The organism is Pedobacter sp. AC190 (assembly GCF_979258025.1).
Window position 1 is genome coordinate 3,798,663 of sequence record NZ_OZ409824.1, and the last position, 16,431, is coordinate 3,815,093.

The 16,431-nt window shown below is 33.6% G+C and carries 17 protein-coding genes; 11 read left to right on the forward strand and 6 right to left on the reverse strand.

The genetic code is table 11. The features are described 5' to 3' along the window. Positions 1–11 precede the first annotated feature (11 nt). From ACZZZI_RS16750 to ACZZZI_RS16785, 8 genes are all read left to right on the forward strand, one after another. Positions 12–1,103: an MBL fold metallo-hydrolase gene (locus tag ACZZZI_RS16750; protein ID WP_463490115.1), complete on the forward strand. Its 1,092-nt coding sequence runs from the start codon at positions 12–14 to the stop codon at positions 1,101–1,103. Between the two features lie 50 nt (positions 1,104–1,153). Continuing rightward, positions 1,154–1,516, forward strand: coding sequence for a hypothetical protein (locus tag ACZZZI_RS16755; protein WP_463490117.1), 363 nt, complete (start codon positions 1,154–1,156; stop codon positions 1,514–1,516). Positions 1,517–1,580: 64 nt separating this feature from the next. Beyond that, entirely contained in the window at positions 1,581–2,384 is an 804-nt protein-coding gene (locus ACZZZI_RS16760) for a hypothetical protein (RefSeq protein ID WP_463490119.1), read from the forward strand. A gap of 1 nt (position 2,385) precedes the next feature. After that, the gene (gene miaA / locus ACZZZI_RS16765; RefSeq protein WP_463490121.1) at positions 2,386–3,306 is read left to right on the forward strand and encodes a tRNA (adenosine(37)-N6)-dimethylallyltransferase MiaA; all 921 of its coding nucleotides are present in this window, start codon (positions 2,386–2,388) and stop codon (positions 3,304–3,306) included. A 124-nt stretch (positions 3,307–3,430) separates the two neighbouring features. After that, positions 3,431–3,946, forward strand: a complete 516-nt coding sequence (locus ACZZZI_RS16770; RefSeq protein ID WP_316760405.1) for an outer membrane beta-barrel protein — start codon at positions 3,431–3,433, stop codon at positions 3,944–3,946. A 151-nt stretch (positions 3,947–4,097) separates the two neighbouring features. Next, entirely contained in the window at positions 4,098–4,640 is a 543-nt protein-coding gene (locus ACZZZI_RS16775) for a hypothetical protein (RefSeq protein ID WP_316760402.1), read from the forward strand. Between the two features lie 96 nt (positions 4,641–4,736). Next, positions 4,737–5,264 (forward strand): DUF3347 domain-containing protein, encoded by a 528-nt coding sequence (locus ACZZZI_RS16780; RefSeq protein ID WP_316760399.1) that lies wholly within the window; start codon positions 4,737–4,739, stop codon positions 5,262–5,264. 133 nt (positions 5,265–5,397) lie between these two features. Further along, the gene (locus ACZZZI_RS16785) at positions 5,398–6,687 is read left to right on the forward strand and encodes a citrate synthase (RefSeq protein ID WP_316760396.1); all 1,290 of its coding nucleotides are present in this window, start codon (positions 5,398–5,400) and stop codon (positions 6,685–6,687) included. A 75-nt stretch (positions 6,688–6,762) separates the two neighbouring features. Here the strand turns inward: ACZZZI_RS16785 and ACZZZI_RS16790 are convergent, their stop codons facing one another. The 5 genes from ACZZZI_RS16790 to ACZZZI_RS16810 all read right to left on the reverse strand — a co-directional run bounded on the left by ACZZZI_RS16790 (position 6,763) and on the right by ACZZZI_RS16810 (position 11,949). Beyond that, the gene (locus tag ACZZZI_RS16790) at positions 6,763–7,896 is read right to left on the reverse strand and encodes a DUF3667 domain-containing protein (protein ID WP_463490124.1); all 1,134 of its coding nucleotides are present in this window, start codon (positions 7,894–7,896) and stop codon (positions 6,763–6,765) included. A gap of 20 nt (positions 7,897–7,916) precedes the next feature. Beyond that, a complete protein-coding gene (locus ACZZZI_RS16795; protein WP_410478663.1) occupies positions 7,917–9,305 on the reverse strand; it encodes a nucleoside permease in 1,389 nt (462 codons plus the stop codon). Between the two features lie 184 nt (positions 9,306–9,489). After that, a complete protein-coding gene (locus ACZZZI_RS16800; protein WP_316760390.1) occupies positions 9,490–10,104 on the reverse strand; it encodes a bifunctional nuclease family protein in 615 nt (204 codons plus the stop codon). 67 nt (positions 10,105–10,171) lie between these two features. Continuing rightward, entirely contained in the window at positions 10,172–11,143 is a 972-nt protein-coding gene (locus ACZZZI_RS16805) for an electron transfer flavoprotein subunit alpha/FixB family protein (protein WP_463490127.1), read from the reverse strand. 68 nt (positions 11,144–11,211) lie between these two features. Further along, positions 11,212–11,949: an electron transfer flavoprotein subunit beta/FixA family protein gene (locus tag ACZZZI_RS16810; protein WP_463490129.1), complete on the reverse strand. Its 738-nt coding sequence runs from the start codon at positions 11,947–11,949 to the stop codon at positions 11,212–11,214. A 61-nt stretch (positions 11,950–12,010) separates the two neighbouring features. Between ACZZZI_RS16810 and ACZZZI_RS16815 the strand changes: the two genes are divergently transcribed. Beyond that, positions 12,011–12,346 carry a tetratricopeptide repeat protein gene (locus ACZZZI_RS16815; RefSeq protein ID WP_463490131.1) on the forward strand — a complete coding sequence of 112 codons (336 nt, stop codon included), beginning with the start codon at positions 12,011–12,013 and terminating at the stop codon, positions 12,344–12,346. Between the two features lie 36 nt (positions 12,347–12,382). Beyond that, on the forward strand, positions 12,383–13,600 hold the full coding sequence (gene chrA / locus ACZZZI_RS16820) for a chromate efflux transporter (RefSeq protein ID WP_463490133.1): 1,218 nt from the start codon (positions 12,383–12,385) through the stop codon (positions 13,598–13,600). A gap of 61 nt (positions 13,601–13,661) precedes the next feature. Here the strand turns inward: chrA and dnaB are convergent, their stop codons facing one another. Next, positions 13,662–15,224 carry a replicative DNA helicase gene (gene dnaB / locus ACZZZI_RS16825; RefSeq protein ID WP_344768990.1) on the reverse strand — a complete coding sequence of 521 codons (1,563 nt, stop codon included), beginning with the start codon at positions 15,222–15,224 and terminating at the stop codon, positions 13,662–13,664. Between the two features lie 388 nt (positions 15,225–15,612). On the opposite strand from dnaB, the gene rlmB reads away from it, so the two are divergent. Next, positions 15,613–16,380, forward strand: a complete 768-nt coding sequence (rlmB, locus tag ACZZZI_RS16830; RefSeq protein WP_463490136.1) for a 23S rRNA (guanosine(2251)-2'-O)-methyltransferase RlmB — start codon at positions 15,613–15,615, stop codon at positions 16,378–16,380. Positions 16,381–16,431 lie beyond the last annotated feature (51 nt).

Here is a 16,431-nt window from a genome sequence, read left to right on the forward strand (position 1 = left end):
TTAAATTAACCATGATAACTGTTTATATCCTAGTAATTTTCGTCCTGTTTTTTTTTGTTATTACCAACTTACCTGTTTTTGGAAGGCTTCCTAAAGGTGCAAGGTTAAATTCGATTCGGAACTTAGCCAATTACCGCGATCGAGCATTACAGAACTTATCCATTACACCAATGCAGCCCGAAGGGGTGAGTTTTTTTAAGGTTCTTTCCGTTTTTCTATTTCATAAAGAACCAAATAAAGTTCCATTAAAACCTTTACCTTTTGTTAAACCTGATTTAAATACGGATGCAAAAAGTAATGCACCCGAAATTATTTGGTTTGGACACTCTTCTTACCTTATTAAAGTTGATGGAAAACGAATTCTGGTAGATCCTGTTTTCAGTAAAACGCCTTCGCCTTTTTCGTTTATCGGTAGCAAAAACTTTAAAGGAACTGACTTTGTTAAGGCAGGTGATTTTTTGAATATCGATGTGTTATTAATTACTCACGATCATTACGATCACCTCGATTACCAAAGTATTATAAAAATTGCACCACAAGCCAAAACAATCGTTGCCTCGATAGGAGTAGGCTCGCATTTAGAAAAATGGGGTATAAGCTCTAATAAAATAAATGAACTTTGCTGGAATCAAAGCTTAAATGTTTTTGATAAACTTAATTTTACGGCTGTTCCAGCCCGTCATTTTACTGGAAGAAAATTTAAGCGAAATCAAACTCTTTGGTCGGCATTTGTTTTAAAAACCGAAAACTATAAACTATTTTTAGGTGGAGACTCTGGCTACGATACACATTTTTCGGAAATAGGTAAGGAATATGGTCCGTTTGATATTGCGCTGCTAGAATGTGGCCAATACAATGAGCTTTGGCCTTATATTCATATGTTTCCAGAAGAAACAGTTCAAGCTGCTATTGATTTAAATGCCAAAATTTTAATGCCAGTACACTGGGGCAAGTTTAGCTTAGCGCTTCATCCGTGGGATGAGCCAATTAAAAGGGTTACTCTTGCCGCAGAAAAAAAAGACGTTAAAATTATAACACCTAAATTGGGTGAAACAGTTATTTTGAATCAAGATTTTCCTACTAATAAGTGGTGGTTAGATTAAATAATAAACAATATCTTACTGATTGTGTTTATTATTTTAAACTGTAAATTATGAAAACCAACCTTGTAGAAATTTTTCAGACCATTAGAGCCGATTTACAACCTTATGCTTCTAGAGGATACACCGTTCACGAAAATTCAGAAACTGGTTACGATTTATATAGTGAGAAAAATATTGAAACCACAGAAGAAAAAGTTACTGAACGTTTTTTTGTTGGCATTTACATTAATGGCGAAAATATTGAATTGAAGCTGAATACGACCAACTTAAATAACTCTGACTTAAATTTGAGCGATTTTGGTGATAATAAGGCGGGAATAAAAATATCAGAATTAACAAATGAGCAGCATAAAGACGTTAATACCTTGGTTGAGATTGCTCATGTTAATTTCAAAGAAAACGAGTGGATTTAGTCGATTATAAATATGAACAGTTAAATTTGCGGATGAGTACTAAACTTGCCTAACAAAAATTTAATTGGATAATATTATATTACATTCAAAGCTATCGATAACTAAATGGCGTAGCAATTTTTTAGCTGGACTAACAGAAAATAATATCGCTTTTGACTTGAAATATGATAAAGATTTCACATTCGTTTTACTTACAGAACATCAAGTTATTATCAACCTGATCGATATTGATAATAATTTTACACCGCAGGAATTTATTTTGCTGCAAAACCTTAATAAAGATAAGTGTTTAAAATTTATCAATATTTGGGAAGATGTGTGGAGTAAAAAACCTCGACAAGTTTTAAATCGAATTCTTTCGCTTTCGGGTAAAAATAAGCGAATTCATGGTCGGAAAACCAAAGTTTTAAAACTCGATAAACCTACTGCCGATTTGTTTTTAAATGAAAACCATTTGCAAAGCGCTGTAAGTAGCAGGTATAAATTTGGTCTTTTTGTAAATGATGAACTTTTAGCTGTCGCAACATTTTCAGCACTTCGGAAAATGAATCATACAGAAAATTATAAATCGATTGAGTTGATCAGGTTTGCTGTAAAAGGCGGTTTTTCGATTACTGGTGGTTTAAGTAAATTAATTAAGCATTTATCATTATTATTAAAACCTAATGATTTAATGACATATGCTGATAAAGACTGGTCTACTGGAGCAGCTTATTATAAACTAAATTTTAACCAGGTTGATGTGATCGAACCTCAATATTTTAATTTGGATGAAGATTTAAATCGTAGCTTAAATAAAGGTTCTCAGGAAACAAAAAATCGCCAAGTCTTTAATACAGGGAGCATAAAATTCATCTTAAAATTCTGATATGCCCGATAATTCGTTACTTATTATTTTAGGGGCCACAGCATCTGGTAAAACAAAATTGGCTGTTGAAATGGCTAATGAACTCGATGGAGAAATTATTAGCGCCGATAGCCGTCAGATTTTTAAACAAATGGATATTGGTACTGGTAAAGATTTGAATGAATATTTAATTGGTGATAAAATTATTCCACATCATTTAATTGATATTCTTGAACCAGGTGAAAGATACCATGTTGATGCATTTAAAAACGATTTCTACAAAGCTTTTCAATCCATTATAGAAAAGGAGAAAAAACCTATTCTTTGTGGCGGAACTGGAATGTATATCCACAGCCTCTTACAAAATCAAAACTATACAGCTGTTCCTGTAAATATTAATTTCCGAAACGAGTTAGAGTTTTTATCTAAAGATGAATTAGTTAATGTGTTGAGTAAATATCAATCTGATTCTGCTTCAAGTGTAGATTTATCATCAAAGAAAAGACTTATCAGGGCGATTGAAATAGCAGAATACTTAAAATACAATAAGCTGGAAATTGTTGAAAGACCTGAAATTAAGCCGATAATTTTCGGACTTAAAAACAAAGTTGAGATAACGAGATCTAATATTTTGAAACGGTTAGATACCAGATTACAAAATGGAATGATTGAGGAGGTTCAAAATTTATTAGCGCAGGGGATAAGTAAAGAAATATTAGTTTTTTATGGCTTGGAATACAAATTTATTGTAAGCCATTTATCTGGTGAGTTAAGTTTTGATGAATTGACAATGAAATTAGGGATTGCAATTTGCCAGTTTGCAAAAAGACAAAATACTTTTTTTAGAAAGATGGAAAAAGATGGAGTATTAATAAATTGGCTCGATGCATCAGCACCACTCAACCTGCTAAAACAACAAATTCTCGAAAAGGTTTCAAAGTAATTAAATAAGATTTTTGTGAGTTAAATATGACGTTTTTGTCTAATTAAATAAGGTAAAAAGACTTATTTGGCATAGGTTTTGTATTTGTTGTCACATATTGATTAACTCAAAAATATACTTTATAATGAAAACAATTACTAAAATCATTGCTACTTCAGCAGCTGCAGTAGCATTATTCTTTACAACCAGTGTAAATGCTCAATCTCAAAAATTAGGAATAGGAATAACAGCTGGTATTCCAACAAGCGATGCTTACAGCGTTGCATTAGGTGCAGATTTAAGATATCAATTTGATGTGGATAAACAATTATCAATTCCTGTAACTGCTGGTTATACTCATTTAAGTGGTAAAGAAATTGGCAATACTGGTGTTGATTTCCCTAGTTATGGATACATTCCAGTAAAAGTAGGTGCTAAATACTTTTTCGATCCATCAGGTTCAGGTATTTATGGTTTAGCAGAACTAGGTGCTGGTTTCGGAACAAAATCGGGTAGCGGAACTTCTTTCGTTTATTCTCCAGCAGTTGGTTACGCTTGGAGCAATGGTTTAGATTTAGGAGTTAAATACGAAGGTCTTGCTCAAAATAGCACTAGTACAGGCTTCTTCGGCTTGCGTTTAGCTTATGGATTTGGTTTATAGAAAAGCTTCAAACCAATAATAGAAAGCCTCCGAAATTCGGGGGCTTTTTTATTTTTCAGAAATTTCAAAAAAAATAATTTTATAAAATCTGTTTATTGCTGGATGTCGTATATATACCAAAACCTTAATAAATAACTTAAATACATTCAGTATGAAAACAATTACTAAAATTTTTGCAGTCGCTTCGGCATTAGCAATATTAACGACAACAAATTTAAAGGCTCAAACTTCTACAACTACCATGACAACGGATAATGGGATGGCGTTTAAGGTTGGAGTAGGTGCACAGGCAGGCTTTTTTTCAGATAAATCTGAAATGGATTATGGTTACGGTGCAGATTTGAGACTTCAATACGATTTAACCAAAAATGTTGCTATTACAGCATCTGGTGGTTACACAAAACTTAAATGGAAAGGCAGTCCGTTAAATTTCGAATTTATCCCTTTAATGGGTGGTGTTAAAGCTTTTGTGGTAGATAGAATGTTTTTAACTGGTGGCCTTGGAACGGGATTAGCTCTGAAAGATGGTGCTACTATGAATTTTATTTACACAGGTGGCCTTGGTTACGAATGGAATAATGGTTTAGAAGTTGGGGCTAAATACGAAGGCTATGTAAACAATAGTTCGTCTGATTTATATTTTATGAGGACTGGCCAGTTTGCTTTACGTTTAGGATATAATTTTAAATTATAATTAAAACATCATATAATTGAAGCCTCCGAAATTTTCGGGGGCTTTTTTTATTTATTTAATATTTTAATTGCTAATTTGAGCCCAAAACCAAATACAATGAAAAGGATACTCGGAATCGCAATATTATCAGTTTTAATGGCCTGCAATCAATCAGAGAAAAAAACTGCTGAAACAAAAGATTCGATTCAAGCAGATACCTTGTCTAAATCACAAGTTATTATAAAGGATGCCAAGAAGTTGGATATTTTTAATCGATACGAGGATTTAAAAAATGCTTTGGTCAAATCAGACTCATCAGAAGCTCAAAAAGCAGCTGAGAAACTAGAAAAAAGCTTAGCGCTTTACGAGGGTTGTGAAAGCACGGCTAGTATCGCAAAAAAAATATCAGAAACCAATAACATTGTTTTTCAACGAAAAAATTTCACTACTTTAAGTATGGATTTAATCGCTTTTATCAAATCGGGAGAAGTTGAAAAAGGAATAATATATGTGCAGCACTGCCCAATGGCAAATAAAGGCGATGGAGGAGATTGGTTATCAACAGAAAAAGAAATTAAAAACCCTTATTATGGCGACGAAATGTTAGAATGCGGTCGGGTAGTAGAGGAAATTAAAGGAAAATAAATAAATAAATCTGACTTTTTTAATCATGATTGTTACGTCATACTGACTAATATTTCATATTAATTTAACAGATTTGCTATGCATGTATATTAATTTTATATAAATTAGAAAGCTATAAACACAATACAATAATATGTCAGATATTGCAGAGATTAAAGTTGATGGTAAGACGATAGAATTACCCGTAATTACAGGAACTGAAGACGAAAAGGCGATTGATATTTCTAAATTAAGAGATTTAAGCGGTTTTATAACATTAGATACTGGTTTTAAAAATACAGGATCAACTAAAAGTAAAATCACTTTTTTAGATGGTGAGAAAGGTATTTTAAAATACAGAGGTTATTCTATTGAAGAGCTTGCCGAGAAATCGAGCTTTTTAGAGGTTTCATATCTTATTGTTTATGGAGAACTTCCAACACAAGAACAGTTAGATGGCTTTCAGTCTGAAATTAGCAAGCATACGCTGATTCATGAAGACATGAAGAAATTCTTTGATGGATATCCTTCAAAATCTCATCCAATGGGTCAGTTAGGTTCGTTGATCTTCTCTCTTTCTACATTTTATCCTGAGTGTTTAAAGCCAAACCAAACTGCTGAAGAACAGGATTTAACTATTATAAAGCTTTTAGCTAAGTTGCCTACAATAGTTTCATTCATTTATAAAAAATCTTTAGGGCATCCACTTATTTATCCAAAAAATAAATACGATTATGTAACTAATTTCCTTTGGATGACTTTTGGTCAACGTACTGAAGATTATGATGTGAACCCAATTGTGGTAAATGCAATGAATAAATTACTTATTCTACATGCAGACCACGAGCAAAATTGTTCAGCTTCAACAGTTCGTATTGTTGGTTCTTCTGATTGTAATTTATATGCTTCTATTGCAGCTGGAATCGCAGCACTTTGGGGTCCGTTACACGGTGGTGCAAACCAGGCTGTGATTGATATGCTTGAATTGATTAAAGCAGACGGTGGTGATACTGAAAAATGGATCGCTAAAGCAAAAGATAAAAATGATTCTTTTCGTATGATGGGATTCGGACACAGAGTTTACAAAAACTTCGATCCTCGTGCTAAAATCATTAAAAAGGCATGCGATGATATTTTAGAGAATTTAGGTATTGATGATCCGATTTTAGAAATTGCGAAGAAATTAGAAGAAGCTGCTTTAACCGATCAATATTTTATCGATAGAAAATTATATCCAAACGTAGATTTTTATTCGGGTATAATTTATCGTGCTTTAGGTTTCCCATCAGAAATGTTTACGGTATTATTTGCCTTAGGCCGCTTACCAGGATGGATTGCTCAATGGAAAGAAATGCACGAAAATAAAGAACCTATTGGTCGTCCACGTCAGGTTTATGTTGGCGAAACTGATAGAGCTTTCGTTGCATTAAAAGACAGAAAATAAAATTCGATAGATATAAAAAAAAATCCCAAGTTTTTAAAACTTGGGATTTTTTTATGAATAAATTTTAACCTTCTATTAAGTAGCAACATAATATATTACATTTAGCATAACCATTTCGGTTAAACTTAATGCTACGTAGTAAAGAAAAAATATCCATATCATTTTCCAAATAGTGGCTCCACGTTTTCTTTGATAAAATACTTTTAAAGCATTATAGAAATACCATACAATCCAAACAACTACTGCAAAACTTATTATCGATTGAAAAAATCCAGTTCCACCTAGAACATATTTTATTAATGGCTGTGTAAAAATTTGCACTATGAAATAGGCCGTCATGCCATGAATGGTAAAAATAAGATGGTTAAGATAATAAATATGATTTTTACGAAAGTTCAACATAATAAATAATGCTAAAAGTGGCATCAATAAAAAGTATTGTTTAGGTCTGTTGTGTTCTAATGTTTCCGTTATAACTTCCGATTTCTCACCAATAGTGATGGAACGCTTAGTTACCATTCGCTTAAACCAATTGTCTTGTTCTAAAAGTGGCAACTGCTTTTGCCTGTTTAAATACGCACTATAAGTACTATCATTTCTATCATTGTGTATTGAAGAGAATTTTGAAATTATTTTCTTCAAAGAATCTGATTTATTTGTTTTACGACGAGTTTTAAGATCAGTTAAAACTAAAGTTTGTTCCTTAAAACCGAGTTCTTTAAATTGTTCGATATCTAATTCTTTCTTAAAATCAGCTTTAACATTATCTAAAATTTCATCAGCTTTTTGGTTCACCACTCCAGCACCAGCAAGTTCTTTTTTTACACTATCCAAAACTGCCACTTTCTCTGATGCAGTTTTCGTAGGTAAATGCTCTTTGTTTTTTTTGCTCGAATGCTCTGGAGAGTAGGCAACTAGGAAGTAAACAATTGAAACAAAAATGTACATACTAACTGGATTAATATATCTGGCTCTTTTGCCAGCTAAATAATCAAGTGTAACTTTTCCAGGTTTAGATAATAGAGGGGTAAGGGTTTGAAAAAACTTATTGTCGAAGTGAAAATAATGCGCTATACTATGGCTTATAAAGCCCCAAAAACTTTCTTTTAATTCTAAATTAGGTTGACCACAACTACTGCAATAATGCGATTCTACGTGAGAACCACAGTTTAAACAATCATGCTCTTTCCTGTACTTACCAGCTGACATAGGAGATTTCGAAAATTAAATTAGTGACTGATTGCTTCTATAGCTTTTTCTTCGGCTTTTGTATGCTTGTGTTTAAAAACTATAACAAAAACAACAGCTATTACTAAAACATAAATGGTAAAAGTAAGCCATATGTTATGCCAATCCTTTACATCTAAAGGTCTGCTCAAATTTCCATTTTCTAATACGCTGATTCCTTTATTTTGTAAGAATTTTAGCAAATGCGTGTTATCGGCTTCACTTTTCACATATTTAGACAAAGAATCAATTGTAGTATAATAGGTTGTGAAATATTTATTTATCATCAAACCAGATACTAAACTACCAAATACAGCTCCGAATCCGTTTGTCATCATCATAAATAAGCCTTGAGCAGAAGAACGGGTTTTGGGTGTTGTAGAGGTTTCTACAAATAATGAGCCTGAGATATTAAAGAAATCGAAAGCCATACCATAAACGATACACGATACAATAATCATCCATAAATTTGATGAAGGATCGCCATAAGCAAATAGTCCAAATCTTAATACCCACGCAAACATTGCAATTACGATAACCCATTTTATTCCAAATTTTTTCAAAAAGAAAGGAATAGCTAGAATAAATAAGGTTTCAGAAATTTGTGATATGGATAAAATGATAGTCGAATACTTAATTACAAATGAATCGGCAAAAACTGGAAATAACTTAAATTCATCCAGGAAAACATCGCCATATGCATTGGTTAATTGCAAAGCTGCTCCCAAAAACATAGAGAAAACGAAAAACAGAGCCATTTTGTAATCGGCAAAAAGTTTAAAAGATTCTAAACCAAGCTTTTGTATAAATGAAGTTTTCTCGCTAATTAAATTTGAGGGCTTACATGCTGGTAAAGTAAAAGAATAAAATCCTAAGGCTAAGGCACTAATACCAGCGATATAGAATTGATTTGCACTTGCTTTATTGCCTGTTAAATTGGTAATCCACATGGCAACAATAAAACCAACAGTTCCCCATACTCGAATTGGAGGAAAGCTTTTTACTACATCGTAATTTCCATTTTTAAGTGTAGTGTAACTGATCGAATTACTAAGTGCTATTGTTGGCATATAAAAACACATTGCCACAAGCATTACCCAAAAGAAACTATGTGGATTTTCTACCTGCGGCAAATAAAACATAGTTGCGGCATATAATATGTGTAAAATTGCATAAAGCCTTTCTGCATTAATCCACTTATCGGCAAGAATACCAGTAAGAGTTGGCATAAATAAAGATGCAATTCCCATTGTAGAAAAAATGATTCCAAAATCGGCGCCATCCCATTGCTTGGTTCCAAACCAATAATTTGCTATGGTAATTAACCAAGCAGCCCACACAAAGAATTGCATGAAACTCATTATAGTTAAGCGAAACTTAACATTCATCATAATTGTTTTGTTTGATTTTTGAAAGTAAAAGCTGAATATAGAACTATTTTAAAACATAATTCAAAAATGAACCCAAATTATTTTAAACAATTTGGGTTCTATTAATTTTTCACTTTTTCTTAAGAATATTTTGTGTTAAAAACACAATGATTTGGTGATTTTAAAAGATTTTTACTCTAAGTTTTTAAGATGTTCCTCTTTTATTAAGCTCATCTCTTAATCTTGCCGCCTTTTCATACGCTTCTTCGGCAATTGCTTCCTGAAGTTTTTGCTGTAATTCTTCTAAGGTTAAATCTCCAAATCCTTCCTGCTTTGTAGAAATAGGAATGGTGTCGGCATCAGGTTCTTTCGCAATACTGTCCATGTTTTCAAGAAACAAGAAATCATTTCCTTCAATTACAATTCCAGCCGAAGCTAAAATAAACTCGTAAGTATAGATCATCGCATTAAATCTAACAGCTAATGCTATAGCATCAGAGGTTCTTGCATCAATTTCATGAGTATTTTTTCCATCGTTGCAAATCAATTTTGCATAAAAAACACCATCTACTAAATTGTAAATAACAATTTCCTGAACATTAATATGAAAAGTTTCGGCCATTGATTTAAATAAATCATGTGTTAGTGGCCTACTCGGCGTCATTTTCTCAATCTCAATGGCAATTGCCTGAGCTTCGAAAGCGCCAATAATAATTGGCAAACGCCTACGTCCGTTTACTTCACCTAAAACCAAAGCATACGCTCCAGATTGAGTTTGGCTATAGGATAAGCCTACGATATCTAATTTAACTTTTTTCATATTCTATTATGTCGTGTTGAGCTTTTCGAATATTTTCAAATGTTCGACAATCCCATGCTGACAAAAACTATCCTTTATGTGCTTTTAAGGCTTCTATTAATTTTGGAACAACTTCAAATGCATCACCAACAATTCCATAATCAGCTACTTTAAAGAAAGGTGCTTCTGGATCTTTATTAATTACTACGATTACTTTTGAAGAACTAACACCAGCTAAATGCTGAATTGCGCCAGAAATACCAATAGCAATATATAAGTTCGGGCTAATAGCAATACCAGTTTGGCCAACGTGCTCAGAATGTGGTCTCCAATCTGCATCACTTACAGGTTTTGAGCAAGCGGTAGCCGCTCCAAGCAAACCTGCTAATTCTTCAATCATTCCCCAGTTTTCAGGGCCTTTTAAACCTCTACCAGCTGAAACAACCAATTCTGCATCAGGTAAAGAAACTTTATCCGTTGCACGAACGATATCTTTTATAACGGTTCCAAGATCTGATTGTTTAATATCAGCTGCAAAATTTTCGATAACAGCGTCGCTTGGATTTTCTTTAACACCAAAAGCATTTGGATTTAAAGCAATAATTTTATTAGCTGATGTTAACTCTGTAATTGCAAATGCTTTACCAGAAAATGCAGTTTTCTTAATTTCAAATTTGCCACCATCAATTTTTGGTAATTCTACAGCACCATCTGCTAAACCTGCTTTAAGTTTAACAGCAACACGTGGTGCCAAACCTTTACCAGAAAAAGAGTTTGAAAGTACTACTATATTAGCCGATTCTTTTTCAGCAGCAGCAGCAATAACACTTGCGTAAGCTTGATTAACAAAGGTTTTTAATTGATCGGCACTTACATTTAAAATTTTTGATGCGCCGTATTTACCTAATTCTTTTAGTTCGCCTTCGGCAACATTGCCAATAGAAATAGCGGTTAAATTGGTTGATTGTTGATCGGCAATTGCTTTGGCATAAGAAACGGCTTCGAAAACCGATTTTTTAAATTTGCCTTCAGCTTGTTCTACATATACTAATATTGACATATATTTATTTCTGTATCCTTAAATGGATTTGTGTAAAATTTAGTTATTTGTGTTTATGAAACAAATAGTTAGATAACTTTAGCTTCACTATGTAATAAACCAATTAATTGCTCTGCTCCATCGGCAGGAATTAATTTAACAGCGCCGCGAGGAGCAGGTGTTTCATACTTAGCAACTTTAGTAACTTCTTCTATAGAAACAGCTTCAACAACGTTTAAAGGTTTTGTCCTTGCCGACATAATGCCACGCATATTAGGTATTTTTGGTTCAGCAACACCTTCAGCACAGCTTGCTACAAACTTACCTGAAACCGTTACCACTTCTTTACCGCCTTCTATTTCTCTTTCTACCGTTGCAGAATTTCCATCAGTATCTAGTTTTTTAATAATTGAAATGGATGGAATATCTAAAAATTCGCCAATCATAGCTGCAACCTGGTTACCATTATAATCAATTGATTCGCGACCAGTTAAAATAATATCAAAATCTTTATCTTTTGCATATTCTGCAATTTGTTTTGATACAAAATAAGCATCACGAGGAGCCGCATTTACTCTTATAGCATCATCGGCACCAATTGCAAGAGCTTTTCTTATTGTTGGGTCGTTAGCTGCTTCGCCAACATTAATTACAGTTACTGTACCTTTTCCACCTTCAGTTAACTCAATAGCACGAGATAAAGCAATTTCATCATAAGGGTTTACGATATATTGTACACCAGCAGTATTGAATTCGGTATTATCGTTGGTAAAAGTTATTTTTGTCGTCGTGTCGGGCACGTTACTGATACAAACTAATATTTTCATATAATTACGTTTTATATATAAGGTCTTTCTGCAAATTTAATTAAAAAAGCAAGGAATTAAAATGTCAACTACCCGTTTAAGTAAGTTATTAGAGTTTTTAGAAAGTGATCCTAACGATCCATTTATACTATATGCCTTAGCCACAGAGTATAACGCTCAAAATAATAAAGAAAAAGCCTATTCTTTTTACCTTCAGTTAACTGATAAACACCCTGATTATGTTGGTACTTATTATCATTTAGGGAAATTATTAGAAAAGGACGATCAGAAAGAGAAAGCAATCGAAATCTATCAAAAGGGGATGGCTGTTGCCCGAAATAAAAGAGATATGCATGCTTTCTCTGAATTACAAGGCGCCTACAACACGGCCGCGGGATTAGATTATGAAGACGACTAAACCTTATTATTAAAAGACTTTTAGTTTGAATTATAAATGCAGGTAAAACCTATCTCAGCTAAAAAGCAATGGCTGTTTTTAAGAAATGTAGTTTTTTTTACGTTCACTTCTTTTGGAGGGGCGCAAGCGCATTTGGCGTTGCTTTTGAAATATTTTGTTCACAACACTAAATTTATTTCTGAAGAAGAATTATTAGAATTAAATGCCTTAGCCCAAGTTTTACCTGGACCAGCATCAACACAAACTTTGGTTGGAATTGCCTGGAAGGTTGGTAAGTTACGATTGGCAATTTTTACATTTTTAATCTGGATTTTACCAACAGCGGCAATAATGACTTTCGCGGCGATAAGTTATGCAATGTTGGATCAGAAGCAGAAATTTGTAGATATTCTGGAATATATTCAGCCCATTGCATTAGGTATAGTAGCTTACGGGGCTTTTAAACTGGGTAAAAAGGTGTTAACTTCTCAGGTATCTATTTTTCTCTCGGTAGCGGCAATTGTGGCAACTCTAGTTTTAAAAAATGCTTATGTTTTCCCTCTTGCAATTTTAATCGGTGGTATGATTTCTTCGGCTATTGAAACGCCAAAAGAAGAAAGCGATTTAAGAATCAACTTATTTTCGAATATAAACCAGAAAAAACTAATTTACTTTTTAGGTGCTTTGTTATTGTTTGCATTGATCGGCGCAATTATTAACAGAACTTCTCCTTTTAGTTTGCCTATTCGTTTATTAGAAAATTTTTACCGTAACGGAATTTTAGTTTTTGGCGGTGGACAGGTTTTAGTGCCCTTAATGTACACCGAATTTGTAGAAATGAAACATTACTTACAAGCCTCTGGCTTTTTATCTGGCTTTGCATTGCAACAAGCTTTACCAGGCCCAACGTTCTCATTTACCAGTTATCTCGGTGCATTAAGTATGAAAAACTTTGGTTACGGAGTATGGGGACAAATACTTGGTGGTGTAATTGGAGTAATAGGTATAAATTTACCAGGTTTAATTTTGGTTCTTTTTATTGTTCCTTTTTGGGATGATTTGAAAAAAATATCTAGAATTCGGCACAGTTTATCAGGTATTAATGCTGTAAGTGTTGGTTTTATTATTGCAGCTTTTGTTCTGTTAATTATCCCGATAGGTTTTAACTGGCTTTTTCTTGGAATAATGCTGGCAACATTTCTGTTGTTGAATTACACGAAGATTAGTCCGCCAGTTATTGTGTTGTTTGGAATATTGATTGGCTATATTTTTTAGGATTATTGATCAAAAAAGGGAAACACATATGCTTCCCTTATCAAATATTGTTTTGTATAATTTAAAACGGTGGATCGTCGTCGCTATAATCATCCATTTTTGAAGGACGAATAATTACATTACTTTGCTTCTCAAAATCTTGTGAAGGATACATTCCTGCTGATGGATCTGCTGCTGCAAAAGAAGTAGGTGCTGTAAAATCTTCTTCCAAATCGGTAAATTTAACAAACTTACCAATGAATCTAAGTGGCACAATACCCGTTTCACCGTTACGGTGTTTAGCAATAATTACTTCCCCAATACCAGCCTGAGATCTTCCTTGTTCATCTTCGGTAATTCCATAATATTCAGGACGATAAAGGAATAATACCATATCTGCATCCTGCTCAATCGAACCCGACTCACGTAAATCGGATAACATTGGTCTTTTACCTTGTAAACCAGGTCTGCTCTCAACAGCACGACTTAATTGAGATAGTGCTAAAACAGGTACGTCGAGTTCTTTCGCTACAGATTTTAAGGCCCGTGAAATACTACCAATTTCTTGCTCGCGGTTACCACCACCTTTTCCTTCGCCTTTACCATGCATTAACTGCAAATAATCGACAATTACCAATTGAATGTCGTATTGTGATTTTAATCTTCTGCATTTTGCTCTAAACTCAAAGATATTCAAAGCAGGGGTATCATCAATTAGAAGTGGAGCTTCAGTTAAACGGCCTATTTTGCTGTGCATCTGTTGCCATTCCCATTCCTGTAAATTTCCTTTTCTGATTTTCTCTTGTTCAATTTCGGCTTCGCCAGATATTAAACGATTTACCAACTGAACGGATGACATTTCTAATGAGAAAACTACAGTAGGTTTTGCGAAATCAACAGCGGCATTTCTCGCGCAGGTTAAAACGAAAGCTGTTTTTCCCATTGCAGGACGAGCAGCAATAATTACCAAATCTTGTTTTTGCCAGCCACCAGTAATTCTATCTAAGCCAGTAAATCCTGTCGGAACACCCGTTAAGCCATCAGTTTTGGTTCTTAATTCTTCTAGCGTAGCTAAAGATTGTTTAATAATATCATCCATTTTTTGCGTATCTCTACGTAAATTGTTTTGGGCGATATCGAACAAGCCTTTTTCTGCATGGTCTAATAAATCAAAAATATCTGTAGTGTCTTCGTAAGCATTGGTAATAATATCTGTCGAAATTCTAATCAGCTCTCGTTGAATATATTTTTGAGAAATAATTCGAGCGTGGAACTCGATATTTGCCGCAGAAGCAACACGATTAGTTAAATTTGTAATGTAGTAAGCACCGCCAGCCATTTCTAAAGTACCTTGTTGGCGCATTTCAGAAGTAACTGTTAAAATATCTACAGGTTTCGATTTTTCGAACAGCATATGAATTGCTGCAAAGATCTTTTGATGCGCTTCCTGGTAAAAAATTTCAGGTTTTAAAATATCAATTACAGCAGATAAAGCATCTTTTTCAAGCATTAATGCACCTAAAACCGCTTCTTCCAAGTCTAATGCTTGCGGCGGTAATTTGCCCATTGAACTTACTGTATTGGTTAACCTTGCTTTTCTTGCTGTGATATTGCCTTTTCCGCCCTGTTCGTTTTCGAAACTCATACAACAAAAGTAGTTAAATTTTACCCGCTTTGTTTGAACAAGTTCTTAGTTGTTTGTTAACAAATTGACATCTAATCAGATTTAAATTTTTGATGATTTAGTGAAAATGAAAAATTTTTAAACAATTAAATGTTGATAAGGAAGCTTAAGTGGGAATGGGGAATAGGGTAATTGGAATAGATGGGAATGGAGAATAGGGTAATTGGAAATGGATAGATAGGATAGGCAGGTGGAAATATTTCTTTTTCTTATTTAAATGATTAATCAATTTCCTTTTTTCCAATTAAAGATCAGTGAATTTCCTATTCTCCGCTCTAAGAGTAATCAATTTCCTAATTGCAACAAATTTCCCGTCAAAACAATTACTTTTGCGTAACAATTTTTAAACATGGATAATTTTAGAAGACCGCAACGCGTAAAAGAGAATAACGAATTTGTTTTTGGCATCAGAGCAGTAATCGAAGCTATCAAGGCAGGAAGAGATATCGAAACCATTTATGTGCAAAGAGGTTTGGGTGGCGATTTATTTTTAGAATTAAAAGCTTTATTATCAGGAACTTTAATCCCTTTAAATTCAGTTCCGGTTGAGAAATTAAATAGAATGTCTCAAAAGAATCATCAAGGCGTTATTGCTGTGATTTCGCCAATTACTTATCAAAACATTGAAGATATTGTTCCTGCTATTTTCGAAAAAGGAGAGGTGCCATTAATTTTAATTTTAGATAGTGTTACTGATGTTAGAAACATGGGGGCAATCGCTCGTACAGCTGCTTGCGTAGGGGTTCATGCAATCGTAGTTCCGCTAAAGAATGCTGCTCAAATTAATGCCGATGCAATTAAAACTTCTGCTGGAGCCTTATTTAGTATTCCGATTTGCAGACATTCGAATTTGAATAAAACTTGTTTATTTCTTCAAGATAGTGGATTACAAATTGTAGCCTGTACAGAAAAAACGAACGACTTAATTTATGCTCCTGATTATACAATGCCAACTGCAATTGTAATGGGTTCAGAAGATGAAGGTATTTCTAACGAATTATTACGCGTTGCAGATCATTTAGCTAAAATCCCAATGGCTGGCAAAATAGAATCTCTTAATGTTTCGGTTTCAGCAGGTGTTATTTTGTATGAAGCAGTAAGACAAAGAACTTTATAATCATCAGTAAAATAAAAGTCCTGATTATTCCATTTTTATAAAATTTTGGAA